15 protein-coding genes and 3 riboswitches are annotated in these 16,131 nt (G+C 68.3%); of the genes, 8 read left to right on the top strand and 7 right to left on the bottom strand.

The features are described 5' to 3' along the window. Positions 1-427 precede the first annotated feature (427 nt). From LKE06_RS22405 to LKE06_RS22390, 4 genes are all read left to right on the top strand, one after another. Positions 428-1,606: a thiolase family protein gene (locus LKE06_RS22405; RefSeq protein ID WP_228001332.1), complete on the top strand. Its 1,179-nt coding sequence runs from the start codon at positions 428-430 to the stop codon at positions 1,604-1,606. 300 nt (positions 1,607-1,906) lie between these two features. Then, positions 1,907-2,027: riboswitch (cobalamin riboswitch) on the top strand. A 162-nt stretch (positions 2,028-2,189) separates the two neighbouring features. Beyond that, the gene (locus tag LKE06_RS22400) at positions 2,190-2,657 is read left to right on the top strand and encodes a hypothetical protein (RefSeq protein WP_228001331.1); all 468 of its coding nucleotides are present in this window, start codon (positions 2,190-2,192) and stop codon (positions 2,655-2,657) included. Continuing rightward, positions 2,654-3,301, top strand: a complete 648-nt coding sequence (locus LKE06_RS22395) for a precorrin-8X methylmutase (RefSeq protein WP_228001330.1) — start codon at positions 2,654-2,656, stop codon at positions 3,299-3,301. The genes LKE06_RS22400 and LKE06_RS22395 overlap by 4 nt, the downstream gene beginning before the upstream one ends. Next, positions 3,298-4,815, top strand: a complete 1,518-nt coding sequence (locus LKE06_RS22390; RefSeq protein ID WP_228001329.1) for a precorrin-2 C(20)-methyltransferase — start codon at positions 3,298-3,300, stop codon at positions 4,813-4,815. Before LKE06_RS22395 ends, LKE06_RS22390 begins: the two co-directional genes overlap by 4 nt. 94 nt (positions 4,816-4,909) lie before the next feature. On the opposite strand, the gene LKE06_RS22385 is transcribed toward LKE06_RS22390, so the two are convergent. Then, entirely contained in the window at positions 4,910-5,668 is a 759-nt protein-coding gene (locus LKE06_RS22385) for a cobalt-precorrin-4/precorrin-4 C(11)-methyltransferase (RefSeq protein ID WP_228001328.1), read from the bottom strand. Continuing rightward, entirely contained in the window at positions 5,665-6,882 is a 1,218-nt protein-coding gene (gene cbiE / locus LKE06_RS22380) for a precorrin-6y C5,15-methyltransferase (decarboxylating) subunit CbiE (RefSeq protein WP_228001327.1), read from the bottom strand. Before cbiE ends, LKE06_RS22385 begins: the two co-directional genes overlap by 4 nt. A 97-nt stretch (positions 6,883-6,979) precedes the next feature. Then, a riboswitch (cobalamin riboswitch) is annotated at positions 6,980-7,173 on the top strand. A gap of 31 nt (positions 7,174-7,204) precedes the next feature. Between cbiE and LKE06_RS22375 the strand changes: the two genes are divergently transcribed. From LKE06_RS22375 to cobA, 3 genes are read left to right on the top strand one after another with little or no spacing between them, the layout of a single operon-like run. After that, complete coding sequence (locus LKE06_RS22375) at positions 7,205-7,480, top strand: magnesium chelatase ATPase subunit I (protein WP_228001539.1); 276 nt, start codon at positions 7,205-7,207, stop codon at positions 7,478-7,480. Further along, entirely contained in the window at positions 7,477-7,680 is a 204-nt protein-coding gene (locus LKE06_RS22370) for a hypothetical protein (protein WP_228001326.1), read from the top strand. Before LKE06_RS22375 ends, LKE06_RS22370 begins: the two co-directional genes overlap by 4 nt. Then, positions 7,667-8,764, top strand: a complete 1,098-nt coding sequence (gene cobA, locus LKE06_RS22365) for a uroporphyrinogen-III C-methyltransferase (protein ID WP_228001325.1) — start codon at positions 7,667-7,669, stop codon at positions 8,762-8,764. Before LKE06_RS22370 ends, cobA begins: the two co-directional genes overlap by 14 nt. Positions 8,765-9,061: 297 nt before the next feature. On the opposite strand, the gene LKE06_RS22360 is transcribed toward cobA, so the two are convergent. From LKE06_RS22360 to LKE06_RS22350, 3 genes are all read right to left on the bottom strand, one after another. Then, the gene (locus LKE06_RS22360; RefSeq protein ID WP_228001324.1) at positions 9,062-9,622 is read right to left on the bottom strand and encodes a histidine phosphatase family protein; all 561 of its coding nucleotides are present in this window, start codon (positions 9,620-9,622) and stop codon (positions 9,062-9,064) included. Next, a complete protein-coding gene (gene bluB / locus LKE06_RS22355; protein WP_228001323.1) occupies positions 9,619-11,352 on the bottom strand; it encodes a 5,6-dimethylbenzimidazole synthase in 1,734 nt (577 codons plus the stop codon). The genes LKE06_RS22360 and bluB overlap by 4 nt, the downstream gene beginning before the upstream one ends. A 349-nt stretch (positions 11,353-11,701) precedes the next feature. After that, positions 11,702-11,917, bottom strand: a riboswitch (cobalamin riboswitch). 122 nt (positions 11,918-12,039) lie between these two features. Then, positions 12,040-12,924, bottom strand: a complete 885-nt coding sequence (locus LKE06_RS22350) for a LysR family transcriptional regulator (protein WP_305082812.1) — start codon at positions 12,922-12,924, stop codon at positions 12,040-12,042. A 334-nt stretch (positions 12,925-13,258) separates the two neighbouring features. On the opposite strand from LKE06_RS22350, the gene LKE06_RS22345 reads away from it, so the two are divergent. After that, a complete protein-coding gene (locus LKE06_RS22345) occupies positions 13,259-14,011 on the top strand; it encodes an SDR family oxidoreductase (RefSeq protein ID WP_228001322.1) in 753 nt (250 codons plus the stop codon). Between the two features lie 52 nt (positions 14,012-14,063). On the opposite strand, the gene LKE06_RS22340 is transcribed toward LKE06_RS22345, so the two are convergent. Both LKE06_RS22340 and galK read right to left on the bottom strand, forming a co-directional pair. Further along, positions 14,064-14,942: an alpha/beta fold hydrolase gene (locus tag LKE06_RS22340; protein ID WP_228001321.1), complete on the bottom strand. Its 879-nt coding sequence runs from the start codon at positions 14,940-14,942 to the stop codon at positions 14,064-14,066. Between the two features lie 50 nt (positions 14,943-14,992). Then, positions 14,993-16,111: a galactokinase gene (gene galK, locus LKE06_RS22335; protein WP_228001525.1), complete on the bottom strand. Its 1,119-nt coding sequence runs from the start codon at positions 16,109-16,111 to the stop codon at positions 14,993-14,995. Positions 16,112-16,131: the final 20 nt, after the last annotated feature.

The raw sequence follows: 16,131 nt of genomic DNA, 5'->3' as shown, positions 1-16,131 counted from the left end.
CCGTGACGGGATACCGATCACCCAGCACCGAGGCCGGGACGTCAACGCAGTCGGTGAGACGAATATCGAAGCGGCGCAGGCTTTTCGGGCGAAGAGCTGGCTGACGGCCGTCCAGCGCAGCGTTCCGGTTTCCCACGCTTTCCCGAGATGCATTTTGGGCTGCCATGGCAACGTGCCAGCAGAGCCAGCCGGGAGAACCCGCCTCCCAATCCATCTGGTGAATCGAGAGCGGAAACGGACATCGTGCCACCAACAAACCCAACAGCGGCGCCCGGATTGGGATCAAGCGCCGCCCAGGTTCGCGATCAGAACCAGTAGTCGCGATCGATGGTCGTCAGCACCAGCTCGGCAACGACTCCCCCGGTCATTCGAGCCTGGTGAACGCAATTCATGGACATCCAACTAATGGACATCCTAACATCTGCTCATGGAGAAATCTAAGATCGTCATCGTTGGCGGAGCACGCACCCCGATCGGAAGCTTCGGTGGCGCCCTGAAGGACGTCGATGCCCATGAGCTCGGCGCGATCGCGGCCCGCGCGGCGCTTTCACGTGCAGGTGTCGACTCCGACGAGGTTCAGGAAGTGGTGATGGGCTGCATCGGTCAGGTCGGTCCGGACGCCTACAACGCCCGGCGAGTCGCGCTTGCAGCCGGGTTGCCCATCTCGACGCCGGCCTACACGGTAAATCGGTTGTGCGGTTCAGGGCTGCAGGCCATCTGGTCGGCGGCCATGGAGATGCGCTGGAACGACCTCGACATCACCCTCGCCGGCGGTGACGAGTCGATGAGCCGTATGCCGTTCTACGACTTCGGCGCTCGCAATGGGTATCGATTGGGCGACCGATCGCTCGCCGACGGAACGGTGATGATGCTCACCGATCCTTTTACCGGGGTGCACATGGGTGTGACTGCGGAGAACGTTGCTGCCAAGTATCAGGTCTCACGTCAGCAGCAGGACGAGTTCGCGTTGGAGTCGCAGCAGCGCGCGGCCAGCCCGAAGGCCGCGGCAGTGTTTGCCGAGGAGATCGTCCCGGTCCAGACACCAGGCCGGAAGCCCATGACGGTGCACACGGACGAGCATCCGAAGCCGACGACCACGCTGGAGGACCTCGCTCGCTTGCGGTCGGCCTTCATCTCCGACGGAACCGTGACCGCGGGCAATTCCTCCGGGATCAATGACGGTGCCGCGGCCGTGGTGCTTGCGACCGAAGCGGCGGCCGCGGAGCGAGGCCTGAGCCCGCTTGCTCGCTTGGAAGCAGTGGCAACCGGGGCTATGGAGCCGGAGCTGATGGGCTACGCGCCGGTACTCGCACTGAACAGCCTCTTCGAGAAGACAGGTCTCGGACCCGCCGACATCGACGTAGTCGAGCTGAACGAGGCGTTCGCCTCGCAAGCGGTCGCGGTGATCCGCGACACCGGGCTCGACCCGGACAAAGTCAACCCATACGGTGGCGCCATCGCCTTGGGACATCCGGTCGGCGCGACGGGAGCGATCCTCAGCCTCCGGCTCGCCCAGGACTTGGTCCGCCGTGACCTGGAGACCGGGATTGTCACGATGTGTATCGGCGGCGGCCAGGCGCTCGCGGCGCTGTTCCGGCGTATCTGACCGATCTTGGACTGCTGACCCGCGGATCCAGGTGCTGGTCTGCGCACAGTGAACAGGCCAGTGCGCGCACGGGGACAGCGTCAGTGCCTCACAGCAGCACTGTCAGTGTGCTGCCGTGAGGCACACTGACAGCTCCGCGTCGCGGGATACGGCTACCACCGTCGGCAGTGTCTGGCTCGGGCCTTCGGGCCCTCACTGTGGCGGAACCGCCCCAGATTCTTACCGGAGTTCTTGCCCCACAACGGGTTGCGCAACCGTACCCACGACGGGCACCCCTAGCCATGGCCGGGGCGAGTGAAGTAAGCTGCGCCACGCCGCGGCCCCAGGAACCCGGTGCAAATCCGGGGCGGTTCCGCCACTGTGACTGGTCGATCCCATGCTCGACCAGTAGCCAGACACTGACCGCGGCACGTTCCTGCACAGCAACGTGGAGCGCGAACTCCACCAAGGAGCACGATGTCTCGGCCGACGCCGATTTCCCCCCGAATCCGCCCCCTTCCCCGCACCCGACCCAACCGCTGCCGAGGTATACCCCGGCCGTGGCAGGCCGATGACGGCGCGTTGCTACGCATCCGCCTGGTCGGTGACCGACTGGCCCGCGAGCAGCTGCGCGCTGTCCGGGCTCGCACGGGAGTACGGCGACGGGTCCCGGCACCTCATTGTCCGCGCCACCGTTCAGCGGCGAACCGTGCGCCCCGAGGCGGCTGCACAGACAGCCGAGATCGCCGAACTCGGCCTGCTGCCATCTGCCACCCCCGAGCGGATCCGCAACATCATGGTCTCGCCGTTGATCGGACGAATCGGCGGTCGAGCCGACCTTGCGCCCTACCGCAGCCTGCTCGATGCGCTGTTCTGCGCCGACCCGGCCCTCGTGGCGCTGCCGGCACGTTTCGTCTTCGTGCTCGATGACCGCAGCGACCTCGACGCCAGCCTGGCCGACGACATCATCGCCCAGTCGGCCGCTGAAGTCATGGTGACGCCATGGCGCGGCCTGCCTCTCCCCGACCTGGAGGTCCACCGATGCTTGACACGACGGAGCAGCCAAGGATGATTTCGCCGCCAGCTCGCCGCTACCCCTATACGACCGACGGAGCCGCGATCTACATCGATTCGTTCGCGACCATCCGGCGCGAGAGCGACCTCTCCGCAGTTCCGGCCGACGCGGAGAAGGTCGCCGTACGCATGATCCACGCGTGCGGGCAAACCGACCTCTCCCGGGACCTCGTCGTCCATCCCGGCCTGGTCGGCGCGGCCCGAGCCGCGCTCAGCGCCGGAGCGCCGATCTTTACCGACGCACACATGGTCGCCTCCGGCATCACCCGCGCACGGCTGCCCGCAGACAACGAAGTGCTCTGTCTGCTGCGCGACAAACGCGTGCCGGGCCTTGCCGCCGCGTGGGGCACCACCCGATCGGCGGCGGCGGTATCGCTCTGGGCCGACCGCCTCGAAGGCGCCGTGGTCGCGATCGGCAACGCTCCGACAGCACTCTTCCATCTGCTCGAGCTGCTCGATGCCGGCGCTGCACGCCCGGCCGCCATTGTCGGCTGTCCAGTGGGCTTCGTCGGCGCGGTCGAGTCCAAGGAAGCGCTGCTCGAGCACCCCGCCAACATCCCGCACCTCATCGTCCGCGGCCGCCGGGGCGGAAGCGCGCTCGCGGCCGCCGCACTCAATGCTCTCGCCCAGGAGGCCGAATGACCACGCACACCGGTCGACTTTATGGCGTCGGCGTCGGCCCGGGCGACCCCGAGCTGATCACGCTGAAAGCCGCTCGGCTGATCGGCCAGGCCGACGTCGTCGCTTACCACTGCGGCCCCCACAGCCGATCCGTCGCGCGGACGATCGCCACCGGCCTGATCCCTGCCACGGCCATCGAGGAGCCGCTGGTCTATCCGGTCACCACCGGCACAACGGACCACCCCGGCGGCTATGCCGGGGCGATGGCGGACTTCTACGAGGAATCGGCCAACCGGCTTGTCGCGCACTTGGAGCAGGGTCGTACGGTCGTTGTGCTCGCCGAGGGTGATCCACTCTTCTACGGCTCCTACATGTACATGCACGACCGGCTCGCGCACCGGTTCCCGACCGAGGTTGTGCCCGGGGTGAGCTCCATCGGAGCTGCGTCGGCGGCTGTCCCGACGCCGCTGGTGCGGCAGACGGACATCCTCTCCGTGCTGCCCGGCACGCTACCGGAGCCCGAGCTGGCCCGTCGGCTCGCCGACTGTCACGGCGCGGTGATCATAAAGCTGGGCCGCACCTTCGGGCGGGTGCGTTCAGCACTGGCCGCGGCCGGCCGGCTCGGGGACGCAGTTTACGTCGAGCGCGCGTCATCGGCCGACCAGCGGGTGCTGCCTGCCAAGGATGTCGCCCCCGACACCGTGCCCTACATGTCGATCGTGCTCGTGCCCGGGGACACCGCCGGTGACGCGGCGCGCTACGACAAACCGCGGCCGACGCCGGCCGGACCGGCGGTCACTTCCGGCGAACTGCTCGTCGTCGGACTCGGCCCCGCAGGCGACGAATGGACCACGCCCGAGGTTCGGTTGGCGCTCGCGGAAGTCGACCACATAGTGGGGTACGCACCGTACGTCGACCGCGTGCCGCAACGTGCAGGTCTGCGTCGCCATGCGAGCGGCAACACAGTCGAGCTCGACCGCGCGCGACACGCACTCGAGCTGGCCCTCGCCGGGGAGCGGGTTGCCGTGGTCTCCGGCGGCGACGCGGGGGTCTTCGGGATGGCGGCCGCAGTGTTCGAGGCCGCCGACGACGAGCGTTATGCCGACGTGCCGGTGCGGGTGCTGCCCGGGATGACCGCTGTGCAGGCGGTCGCGGCGCGGGCCGGTGCCCCGCTCGGTGGCGACTTCGCGGTGATCAGCTTGTCGGACCGGCTCAAACCGCAGGAGTTGATTGCCCGACGCCTCACCGCGGTCGCGCAGGCCGACCTCGTGTTGGCCGTCTACAACCCCGCGTCGCGGTCGCGCACCACGCAGGTTGCCGAGGCCAAGCGGCTGCTCCTGGACTATCGGCCGGCGGATACCGTCGTGGTGGTCGGCCGCGACGTCGGGCGCCCGAGCGAGTCGCTCGAGGTCACCACGCTCGGTGGGCTCGATCCGGATCGTGTCGACATGCGATGCATGCTGATCGTCGGGGCCTCGAACACATCGGTGAGCACCTCCGGGCGTGTGTGGACCCGCCGTTCGTCGCCCGCCTGACGGTCGTTGTGGCGGCCCTGTGGGGCCGCCACAACGACCGCGAGCTCCGGAGAGTCCGGTCAGGCGGAGGTGTCATCAAGCGGGACGCATGATGTCAGCGGGCTCGCTGGCGCTCGGCGCTGTATAGGTGCGACTCGGCGGTGCAGGACACGCCGCCCCGCACGCCGAGCGCTCGGCTGACGATGATCAGCGCCGTGTGCCGTAGTCCCTCGGCTTCAACTTGGTCGGCTATGTCGGCCAGCGTCCCGCGCAGCACCAGCTCGTGCGGCCGGGTGGCGTGTGCGACGACGGCGACCGGGCAGTCGGAACCGTAGGACGGGACAAGCTGGTCGACCAGTTGCCGGATCTGGGTAATGCCCAGATGCAGCACCAGACTCGCTCGGCTCTCGGCGAACCGGGCGAGTTGCTCGGTCTCCGGCATCTTGGTGGACTGGGCGTGCGCGCGGGTCAGGACGACCGACTGCACCAGTTCGGGCACGGTCAGCTCAGTGCCGAGCAGCGCGGCGGCGGCCGCGTACGCGGGCACTCCGGGAGTTACATCCCACGGCACCCCGGCCAGGTCGAGTCGGCGGGTCTGCTCGGTGAGCGCGGAATAGACCGAGGGGTCCCCAGAGCACAGGCGTACGGCGTCCAGTCCTTGCTCATGCGCGGCCACGAGTTCGGCGACGATCTCGTCGAGGTCGAGGTGTTGGGCATCGACCATCCGGGTGCCCGGACCGCAGTGACCAAGCACCTCGGCGTCGATGTAGGTGCCGGCGTAGACGCACACCGGCGACTCGCGCAGCAAAGTCACGCCGCGCAGCGTGAGCAGGTCAGCGGCCCCCGGGCCGGCACCGACAAAATGGACGGTCATAGGTGTTCCTTTCTGGTCGCAGCCCACTGCACGACCGGGCGGGCAGGCTCCCACCCGGTGAACCGGCCGATCGGCTGCGCGTGCTCGACGCACAGACGGGTCAGCTCGCCGCCGTGGCGGTGATACATCTCCACGAGTCGTTGTTCGGTCTCCAGCGTCACTGCGTGCACAACCATCCGGCCGCCATCGCGCAGAGCATCCCAGCAGATGTCGAGCACTTCGGGGGCGGTGGCTCCGCCCCCGACGAAAACCGCATCGGGAGTCGGCAGCCCGGCTAGTGCCTCAGGTGCGCGGCCGTGCCGGACCTGTAAGCCCGGGACGCCGAGCCGCTCTGCGTTACGGCTGATCCGGGCCGCGCGGTCGGCGGCGGCCTCGACCGCAACCGCGCGGCACGACGTATCGATGCGCAGCCATTCGATCGCGACCGAGCCAGCACCCGCGCCGACGTCCCACAGCAGCGCGCCGGCCGTGGGCGCCAACCGGGCCAGCGCTGCGGCACGCAGGTCGCGCTTGGTGATCTGGCCGTCGTGCTCGAAAGCGTCGTCGGGCAGGCCGGGTACGAGCGCCAACACCGGCGTCGCGGGGTCGGGCCGACACTCGATGCAGACCACGTTGAGCGCTGGCGCCTTGCGGCCCCGCCACTCGCGGGCAGGCAACGCGAGCCGCTGTTCCTCCGCGCTGCCAAGGTCGGACAGCACGGTGACGCGGCTGGTTCCCCAGCCGTCGCCGTCAAGCAATTCAGCAACTGCGGCGGGCGTATGGGCGTCAGCGGACAGCACGACCAAGCGTCGGCCGGGCGCGAGGTGGCGACGTACCACCGAGAGGTCATCGCCGACGAGGCGGACGACTTCGGCCGTCTCGGCCGGCCAACGCATCCGGGCCCGGGCGAGCGCGACCGATGACACTGCCGGCAGCACCTCGACGCGTTCGGCGCCCAGCCACGACACCAGCGTGCTAGCAATGCCGGACAGCAGCGGGTCTCCGGAAGCCAGCGCCACGATCCGGTCGCCGTCGTACCGCCGCAGCAGAGCGGGCAGCTGTTCCCGCAACGGCGACGGCCACGGCTCCAGGCGTGCGTCCAGCGGCGGCAGCATTGCGAGGTGGCGGTGGCCACCGAGCACCACTTCGGCACCAGCGACGGCCTGCCGCGCATCAGCCGACAAACTGTCCCAGCCGTCGGCGCCGATGCCAACCACGGTGATCAGCGGGGTCATGGCGCGCCACCCTAGCGAATGCTTGCTGACCGCGCTACAGCGGCCCACGCGACGGCGTCGGCCAACGGAATGCCACGCCGACGGGGTATGCTCCGTGCTGACATTCACGCTCGAGGTGCCCTCATAGGGATAATCGGGAAGTCGGTGAGAGTCCGACACAGGCCCGCTGCGGTAACCTGGGAGCCTCCGATCAGCGCGCAAGCGCAGCCACTGGACTGTCGAGTCCGGGAAGGCTATCGGTCAGGCGATCGACCAGGAAGTCCGAATACCGGCCTCGATGCGTCGTCACATGACAATCCCAGCGGGAACCTGTGGAGATCGCATGAACCATTTTCCCTTCAGTGCTGTCGTCGGCTCCGACGACAGCGCCTTGGCCCTGATGCCCACCACGGACGAGTACCCCGCCGTACTCGTCCGTGGTGAGAAGGGCACCGCCAAGTCCACGATGGTGCGGGCGCTCGCATCGCTGCTGCCGCCTGTGAGCGTGGTCGACAACTGTCGTTTCGCCTGCGATCCGAAAGCACCGGACCCGGCCTGTCCGGACGGCCCGCATCCCGCCGCCGCCAGCCACCACGAGCTGTGGTCGGCGAGCCGGTGACACCGTTTGCGCTGGTCCGGGCGCCTGGCCAACTGCACGAGGCGCCGCGTGAGCATAGCTACGCGGTTCGTCGCGGCGAGACCTTTCCGGGACTCGGAGCCAACTGGGTGCGGATCGCGGTACGCCACCTGCCGACGATGCGGCAGGCTCTCACCGTAGTGGCCCACGGCTGTCAGGAGATGCAGAATGTCAGCGCCTGACGGGTACTCCGTTCAGCTACCTGTGGCCGACCGGCCGGTCACCGTGATCACCGGAGCCGAGGTTGAGGACGAGCTCGGCTGGGTGCTGGGACACGTTGCCGGCCTCCAAACCGCCGGCGCAAAGGTCACTGTGGTTGCACCAGAGGTCACCACCGCCATCGCCGACCTCGCCCAGCGCCGTCTGGTCACCTGGCATCACCGTGAGCACACCTCGAAGGACCTCGCCGACGCATGGCTGGTAGTAGCCGCCACCGGCGACCACGCCGCGGACCGAGCGATCGCACAAGAATGCGCGCGACGCCACATCTGGTGCCTGGTCCCGCCTCCGCCGGTCGGTACAGGTAGCGGTGTAGGAAGGGTGACCCTGGTCGGCGGTGGCCCCGGTGACCCGGGGCTGCTCACCGTGGCCGGCCTCGAAGCGCTGCGTTCGGCCGACGTGGTCGTCGCCGACCGCTTGGGCCCGCTGGCCACGATGGCCGAGCTGTCGCCCCACTCCCGGGTCATCGACGTCGGTAAGGTGCCGTACGGCCGCGCCACATCCCAGGAGGAGATCAACCGGATCCTCGTCAAGGAGGCAAGCGCCGGGCGTCACGTCGTACGCCTCAAGGGCGGGGACAACTTCCTCTTCGGACGCGGCGGGGAGGAGCTCCAGGAATTGGTGCGGGCCGGTGTGGATGTCACCGTAGTGCCAGGCGTGACGTCGGCCCTTGCGGTGCCGGCGTCGGCACGCATCCCGGTCACGCACCGTGGGCTCAGCCAGGGCGTCACGATCATCTCCGGCCATGTGCCCCCTGGCGATCCCCGATCGACAGTCGACTACCAGGCGCTGGCTCGATCCGGTACCTCACTGGTGCTGCTGATGGCTGTCACCAACCTACGGCCGATCACCGCGGCGTTGCAGGCCGCGGGGATGCCACCATCCACACCCGCGGCGACGGTTGCCGATGGAACGCTGCCGGCGCAGCGCGTGGTGCGCGCGTCGCTAGGTGAGCTGGCCGACGCCGTCGCCGACGCGGGGATCGCCCCGCCCGCGGTCACCGTGATCGGCGCGGTCGCCGCCTTCGCTGCCGCGTCCGACACATGAACGCCCGCGCAGCCGGGCTCGGACTCGGGTACCTGCTCGACGCTCTACCCGGAGATCCCCGACACTGCAATCCGGTGGCTGCCTTCGGCCGGGTGGCGTAGCGGCTGGAGGGCCGCTGGGATGCCGATGCCCGGCCCGCCGGCGCGGCGCTCGATCACTGCCGCGATGCCCGTCGGCACCCGAGTCTGTACGCCGGGCCGGTCGAGGCCGCCTTCGCCGGCGCCCTCGGGAACCCCCTCGGCGGGTTGCCTGCGTCGGAGGTGGTGCCCGTGACGAGCAGCGCACCTTGCATGCGGCTCATCGGCTGACCTGGGCGATTCGCAGGGCCGCCGCGTCGATGATGATCTCGGACACCGACCCGTTGGCTGGCAATGAGACCGCTGGGGTAGCCCACAGACAGTGCGCTTCCCGGATCACGTCACCGTGAGTGACCACGATGATCGGCCCCGGCGGGCCAACGGCCCAGTCCGACACGAGGCGACGCAGCCGGTCGCGGACGTGCTCGCGCGACTCCCCACCGGGGGCGGGGGCGTCGGCGGGCAGCCGTGCATCGAGCGTATCCGCGGCTGTGGCGGGCGCTCCCTGCAACTGCCCCCAGTGCCGCTCGCGCAGAAGGGGCGTCGTCTCAATCCTTAGGCCGAGCGTGCGGCCGATCGTCTCGGCGGTCTGTTGCGCGCGGACCGCGTCCGAGGTAAGCAGCCACACCGCGCCGCTTGCAGTGAGGGCGGCGGCGGCATCCCGTGCCTGGCGCCGACCGCGTGCGGTCAGCGGCGGCCAGCCGTATTGTCCCTGGACCCGGCCACAGCGGTTCCAGGTCGACTCGCCGTGCCGGACGAACAGCAGTGTCGTGCCGGTCATGGCGTCAGCGACCTTCCATCGTCGGAGAGGGTTCGGCCCGCGGCGCGGCGTACCTCCAAGCCCGCGAGCAGCAGGCGGCAGGCCAGCGCCGCGCCAACCCCCTCCCCCGCCCGAAGCCGCAGTTCGAGCAGCGGTTCGAGACCCAACCGTTCGAGGACTGCGGCGTGCGCCATCTCTCGGCTGCGCTGCCCAGCCACCAGGAAGGCGGCGGCACCGGGCTCGATGCTGACCGCTGCCAGGGCGGCAACCGTGGTCACCAGGCCGTCCAGCACCGTGACAGCGCCCTTGGCCGCGGCACCGAGCACCGCACCAGTCAGCACGCAGAGCTCCGGTCCGCCGAGCGCGGCGAGCAATATCTCCGGGCGTTCGAGGTCAGCGCCGTGCTCGGCCCTGGCCCTGACGATCGCGGAAGTGACAACCTCGCGCTTGCGCTCGAGCATGGCGCTGTCCGCGCCGGCACCGAGGCCGGTCACCAGCTCAGCAGGCTGGTCCAGGAGGCAGGCGGCGAGCGCAGCGGCGACGGTGGTGTTACCGACCCCCACCTCACCGAGGGCGAGCAGCCCGTGCTCTGCCCCGATCCGTTCTCCGAGTGACCGACCCCGTGCCAGGAGGGCCATGGCATCCGCGACCGTCAGCGCGTCGCGATGCAGCAAGTCGCCGCTGCTGCCACCAGCGTCGACCACTTCGAACGAAAGCCCGGCCGCATGAGCGGCCACCGCGCCGACGGACTGCCCAGCGGTAGCCGCGTCCAGCACGTCTTCGGTCACCGATGCGTCGAACGCGCTCACGCCGAGCCGAGCAACGGGATGCCGTCCGGCGACCAGCAGCAGACAGCCATCGCCGACCGGGTCCAGTCCCGCTCTCGCCGCCTGCACACGGTCGACGTACCGGTCGAGCAGCCCGAGCGAGCCGAGCGGCGTAAGCAAAGCGTCGGCCTCGTCCCGAGCACCCACCACCCGCGCAGGTTCTGGAGCCCGTAGGTGCGACACCGGTGGCGCTGACGACGCAATTCCGGTCTCGCTCCAACGCTCCTCGAACACAACCTCGGATAGCGGCTGCCGACGTGACCAGCCGGCCCGCTCCAGGCCCGGGGCAGGCGGCCGTTCATCGGGCCACCCCACGCACAGCCAACCGAGGGTGACGACACCGTCGGGGAGCCCGAGCAGTGCCGCTAGCTCGGCAGGTTCGAATAGCGTGACCCAGCCGAGCCCGAGGCCCTCCGCCCGCGCCGCCAGCCAGAGGTTCTCGATGGCGCACGCGCACGACCACAGGTCGGCGTCCGGGAAGGTCGCGCGGCCGAGAACACCGGCCGCGGGAGTGCGGCGGTCACACGCCACCACCACACCGTACGGCGCCTCTCGGATACCCTCCAGCTGCAAATCCAATAGCCGCCGGGCCGACTCGGGCGCGAGCGACCGAGCCTGCCGCAGCCGGTGCTCATCCGCCATCCTGGCGGCTCGCTCCCGGGTGACCGCCTCGCTGACCACAAGGAACCGCCATGGCTGGCTGTGCCCCACCGAGGGCGCCCGATGGGCAGCGTCCAGCACCCGGTCGAGGATGACCCGGTCCACCGGGTCGGGGCGGAATCGACGGATGTCACGTCGAGCCGCTACCACCTGGTACAGGGCAGATCGCGCCTCCTCGGGGAACGCCCACGCATCCACGGCAGCCGCACGTTCAGCAGCCGAGGTCTGGTCGCCGATGAGCGGCAGCGGCCTAGGCCATATCATCGTTCGCTCCGATCTGGCGCCGCCGTCCATCGCTCCTCAACCCTGCCCAGCACCGCCATGAGCCCGGCAACGTCATAGCCGTTTTCTCCTCCTGTCGCGAAGGACCTGGGCGATGCGTCGGCACGCCACCAGGTTGATCAGTCCGATCAGATAGCAGAAGCCGCCAGCGGCAAGCGTGCCCAGCGTCGAGCGCACCTGATGGGTTTACGAGCTGTCGTTGACCAGGCTGCCGACGATCCGGGCTCCAGCGCTGACCGGCAGGGCAAGGAGGACGACCGTCGGTCCACGTTGCGATCGATTGTCTTGTGGTAAGGCTCATCGCCACCCTCTCCAGTTCCTCGTGGATGAGTGCCTCTCGGATGCCGTGGCCGGTCTCCTGGCTGACGAAGTCCCACAACGTGGGCAGTGGTAGTCATTCCTTCCCAGACGACAGACCGTCGCCCAGTGGATGCCCCTGACGGATCAGGGACGGACCACCCTTCGATCACAGTGGCGAGGGCCGCGCCGGTATCGCACCGGCTTCCCGTTCACCACGGCGAGGCTCACCATAGCGGCCTGTGCCCTCACGACGCGAGGGCGGCGAGCGAAATCAGCAGTTACGTGTGGTCGCACTTCTCGTCCACGTACTCGGCGTACCGGCCTGCCCGACAGAGGCGCGGAGGGTCTGTCGGCGGCAAGAATGCCCGGCTAGGCCGAGCCGCCGCCGAGGAATACCTGCCGGATTGGCGATTGGGTGTGCTGCAACCAGAGCGCCTGCACCGGGGCGACCGGGCCGTCCTCGAGCGGCAGCACCAGCGCTCGTCCACGATGGTAGGAACCCGGATCCGCCGTGACGAAGGCGAAGCAATCGCTGCCGATCACCGCGGTGGTCGGTGCGGTTCCTTGAATGTGGTTGATCACCACGCGAGGTTCGAAACCCGCGCGCCGGCACACCGAGAGCAGATAGTCCGCGTAGAAGGACTGACCTGGTGGTCCCCACAGAACGAGACGCACGCCGGTGAGGTCGGACATCGTGAGCGTCGATAAGTTCGCGAGCCGATGATCAACCGCCACCGCGATATTCAGCGGCGCGTATGAGATCGTTGCCGCCGCGACATCGTCGGGAGTTGTTGCGCCACGGCGCAATCCGACATCTGCGGTGCCGGCCCGCAACGCGGGCACGATCTCATCCGGAAAGCACTGACGCGCGGTGATGGAGGCAGACGGGAACTCCGCGCGAACCGAGTCGGTCAGGTCGTAGACCTCGTCGGAACTGATGGCCGGGCTATGCGCGATGACCAGATGCTCCCTCCCACCGATCGCCGCGGTCCGCGCGGTCCGCGCCAGCGCGGCTGTCGCATCCAGCAGCGGTGCCGCCCCCGCCCGCAATGCTTCGCCCGCCGCGGTCAACTCGATGCGCCGACCTGTGCGTTCCAGGAGCGCGACACCCAGGTCCCGCTCCAAAGTCTTGATCGTCGCACTGACGGCCTGCTGCGTCAGGTGCAGTTCCGACGCGGCACGGCTGATGTTGAGCCGATCGGCAACCGACACGAACTGCCGCAGGCGGTGCGGATCAAGCATGGGAGCGGCCATGCCGACAAACCATACTTGTTACCACAGCTGTTTTCACAAACACATGTTCATGATCCGCAACGGAATGCGAAATAATGCGGTGGGGGTGGGAAGTTCGCGGCAGCCCACCCCGCACCACGGTTAACACTGTAGGAGCCCGGCGACCTCGGGCAAAACAAAGAAATCCGAGCAAGTCACAACCCGAGTTTGTGCTGGCGGGGAGCCACCGAAGCCGGGTCGAGCACCACAATCAGCGCTTGTCGATACCACGAAATTACCTGTTTTTCATTTGTGAAAACTGTCCATAGCATCGACCACGCAGAGCTATTCCGTACTCGACGCGAAGGACAACAGGATGAGCGGATCACTGGCAGGCAAATCGGCCGTCGTCGCCGCAGGCGCGAAGAATCTCGGCGGCCTCATCAGCACAAGACTCGCCGAACGCGGCGCCGACGTCCTCGTGCACTACAACAGCGCAAGCACTCGGGTCGACGCCGAAAAGACCGCGGCGACAATCGAATCAATCGGCCGGAAGGCCACCATCTTCCAAGCCGATCTGACGGTGCCCGCGAACGTGGAGACCATGTTCGCGGCCGCGATCGACCAGTTCGGCTCGGTGGACATCGCGATCAACACCGTAGGCAAGGTACTGCGCAAACCGATCATCGAAACGACCGAGGCCGAATACGACTCGATGTTCGACATCAACGCCAAGGCCGCCTTCTTCTTCCTCCAGGAAGCAGGCAAGCGGCTCGCCGACGACGGCCGGATCATTACCGTGGTCACCTCGCTGCTCGCGGCGTTCACCGACGGCTACTCGACCTACGCCGGCGCCAAGAGCCCAGTCGAGCACTTCACCCGTGCGGCGGCGAAAGAGTTTGCCGCACGAGGTATTTCGGTGAACAGTGTGGCACCCGGCCCGATGGACACCCCGTTCTTCTACCCGCAGGAAACCCCCGAGCGCGTCGCGTTTCACCAGTCCCAAGCCATGGGTGACCGCTTGACCCAGATCGAGGACATCGCTCCGCTCGTCGAATTCCTGGCCACCGACGGCCGCTGGGTCACCGGACAGACCATATTCGCCAACGGCGGCTACACCACCCGCTGAAATCTATTGCGGTCGACGGCCTTTCCGGTGCCGGTTCTCGACCAGGCAACAGCTACGGCGACACCATGCGAAGAATCTCCTCGACGATCAGCTCGGGCTCGGTGAACATGACGAAGTGACCGGAGCGCGTCGCCTCGACGAACCGGCCATTGCGAAACGTAGCGGCGGTGTGCCGATGCGCGGCGATCAGTGCCGCACGGGCGCTCTTGTCGAGTCGGGGCATTTTCGTACCGGAGATCACGCTGATGTCCAGAGCACCGAGCCCAAACGGCTGATCACGTAGGCGCCGCAATTCCGCGCCGAACTGGTCCTGCTCGGCGAGCAGGGTGCGCGCGGCCCTAACGGTGAAATCCTCGCCACGGTGGTCGGCAGCGATATCGGCGGGTTGCGCGGCGCCCGCCCGGCTGCCGAGCAGGCGGTACAGCCCCGACCGGGCAAGCACCGGCATGAGCACCCGAGTCGAGGCGTACCGCTTCTCCGCCGACGGCGCGAAATACAGTTCGCAGTTCTCGTCGCTCTGATCAACCAGCACAACGCCTTGAACGCGAGCGGGATTCGCCGCCGCCGCGACCCGGACGATGGGACCACCCCAGCTGTGCCCGACAAGAATGAAGGGGCCCTTCCCCAATTCCCGCAACAGCACATCGAGATCGCTGACCATCCGCTCCAACGTGCGTGGACGCGGATCGTCATCACTACGCCCGGTCCCGGCCCGATCGTAAACAACAGCGCGCATCCGCTCACCGATCACCGGTTGCACGAGCCCCCAAGTCGACCGCGAGAACCCCATCCCCGACTCGAACACCACGGTCGGCTCCCCCGCCCCGCGCACCATGTAATGCAAACGCCGACCATCATCTGCCGCGACGAAAGCGCTCGCCCCAAAGGAGTGTTCGTCGCTTCGCCCATGCTGTGCTACCGATTCGATCACGTCTGCCAGCCTGCCATCTGTCGAATTGCCGGGGCGGAATCCGCGCCGTGTCACATCATTCGGCGAGCCCCTGCGGACGGTAGCGCGACGAAGGTTCGTGGTGCGGCGAAACCCGCTGTGCGGAATCGGTTCTCGATCGCGTCGACTGTTGGTTGAGTGCGATCGGCGTCGGTGAGGGCGATGATGCTGCCGCCGAACCCGCCGCCGACCATCCGCGCGCCGTAGGCGCCGGCGGTCAGGGCGGCCTCGACCGCGGCGTCGAGTTGTGGGGTGGAGATTTCGAAATCGTCGCGCAGCGAAGCGTGCCCGGCGATGAGTACCGGACCGATATCGCGCGGATCGCGTGCGTGGCGCAGCAGCTCGACGACCGTCAGGGTTCGGTTGTTCTCGGTCACGATATGGCGCGCCCGGCGCCGCAGGATCGGGTCCTCCAGCTTGTCGACCACAGCAGGGTCGGTGATGTCACGCAACGACGCGACATCCAGCATCGTGGCGGCCCGTTCGCATTCCGCGCGGCGGTCACCGTAACCACCATCGGCGAGTTGGTGCGGCGTGTTGGTGTCGACCACCAGCAATTCCAGCCCCGTCGCCGCCAGATCGAATGGCACCTGCGCGTGCCGGCCTGCGGCGAAATCGAGGAATAACGCGTGCCCGGCGGTGCACAGCACGGACGCGCTCTGGTCGAGGGTGCCGGTCGGCACGCCGACGTAACTGTTCTCGGCCGTCCGCGCGATATCGATCAACTCGGCGTCGGTGACCGGCAGCGCGAACAGGTCGCGCAACGCGACCGCTACCGCGCATTCCAACGCCGCGGAAGACGACAGCCCGGCACCCACCGGCACCGCGCCATCCAGATGGAGAGCGACTCCGGAGATCGTGTATCCGCGGCACCGGTATTCGTGCACCACCCCGAGCGGATACCGGGCCCAACGGGGCATCGTCGCGTCCGCGAGCTCGGCGATCGACACCTCGACCCGCTCGCCAGGACGCTGCTGTGAGGTCACCAGCGCGCGATCGTCGCCGGTCGGGTCGGCCGCGCACGTCACCGTGTGCGGGAGCGCGATAGGCAACGCGTAGCCGCCGTTGTAGTCGGTGTGCTCGCCGATGATGTTGACCCGTCCGGGCGCAGCCCATACTCCGCCCCGCGATGACGACCGACTCGCACCCATGGGCGCCGGGACCGGCTCTT

Origin of the sequence: Nocardia australiensis (genome assembly GCF_020733705.1) — a bacterium.
Classification (GTDB): domain Bacteria; phylum Actinomycetota; class Actinomycetes; order Mycobacteriales; family Mycobacteriaceae; genus Nocardia; species Nocardia australiensis.
Note: the sequence above shows the minus strand (reverse complement) of the source record. Positions and strands in the feature narration are given on the sequence as shown.

Coding starts and splice junctions, on each gene's coding strand:
- LKE06_RS22405 (WP_228001332.1), top strand. CDS start 428: ATGGAGAAATCTAAGATCGTCATCGTTGGCGGAGCACGCACCCCGATC.
- LKE06_RS22395 (WP_228001330.1), top strand. CDS start 2,654: ATGATTTCGCCGCCAGCTCGCCGCTACCCCTATACGACCGACGGAGCC.
- LKE06_RS22390 (WP_228001329.1), top strand. CDS start 3,298: ATGACCACGCACACCGGTCGACTTTATGGCGTCGGCGTCGGCCCGGGC.
- LKE06_RS22385 (WP_228001328.1), bottom strand. CDS start 5,668: ATGACCGTCCATTTTGTCGGTGCCGGCCCGGGGGCCGCTGACCTGCTC.
- cbiE (WP_228001327.1), bottom strand. CDS start 6,882: ATGACCCCGCTGATCACCGTGGTTGGCATCGGCGCCGACGGCTGGGAC.
- LKE06_RS22375 (WP_228001539.1), top strand. CDS start 7,205: ATGAACCATTTTCCCTTCAGTGCTGTCGTCGGCTCCGACGACAGCGCC.
- cobA (WP_228001325.1), top strand. CDS start 7,667: ATGTCAGCGCCTGACGGGTACTCCGTTCAGCTACCTGTGGCCGACCGG.
- LKE06_RS22360 (WP_228001324.1), bottom strand. CDS start 9,622: ATGACCGGCACGACACTGCTGTTCGTCCGGCACGGCGAGTCGACCTGG.
- bluB (WP_228001323.1), bottom strand. CDS start 11,352: ATGATATGGCCTAGGCCGCTGCCGCTCATCGGCGACCAGACCTCGGCT.
- LKE06_RS22350 (WP_305082812.1), bottom strand. CDS start 12,924: ATGGCCGCTCCCATGCTTGATCCGCACCGCCTGCGGCAGTTCGTGTCG.
- LKE06_RS22345 (WP_228001322.1), top strand. CDS start 13,259: ATGAGCGGATCACTGGCAGGCAAATCGGCCGTCGTCGCCGCAGGCGCG.
- galK (WP_228001525.1), bottom strand. CDS start 16,111: ATGGGTGCGAGTCGGTCGTCATCGCGGGGCGGAGTATGGGCTGCGCCC.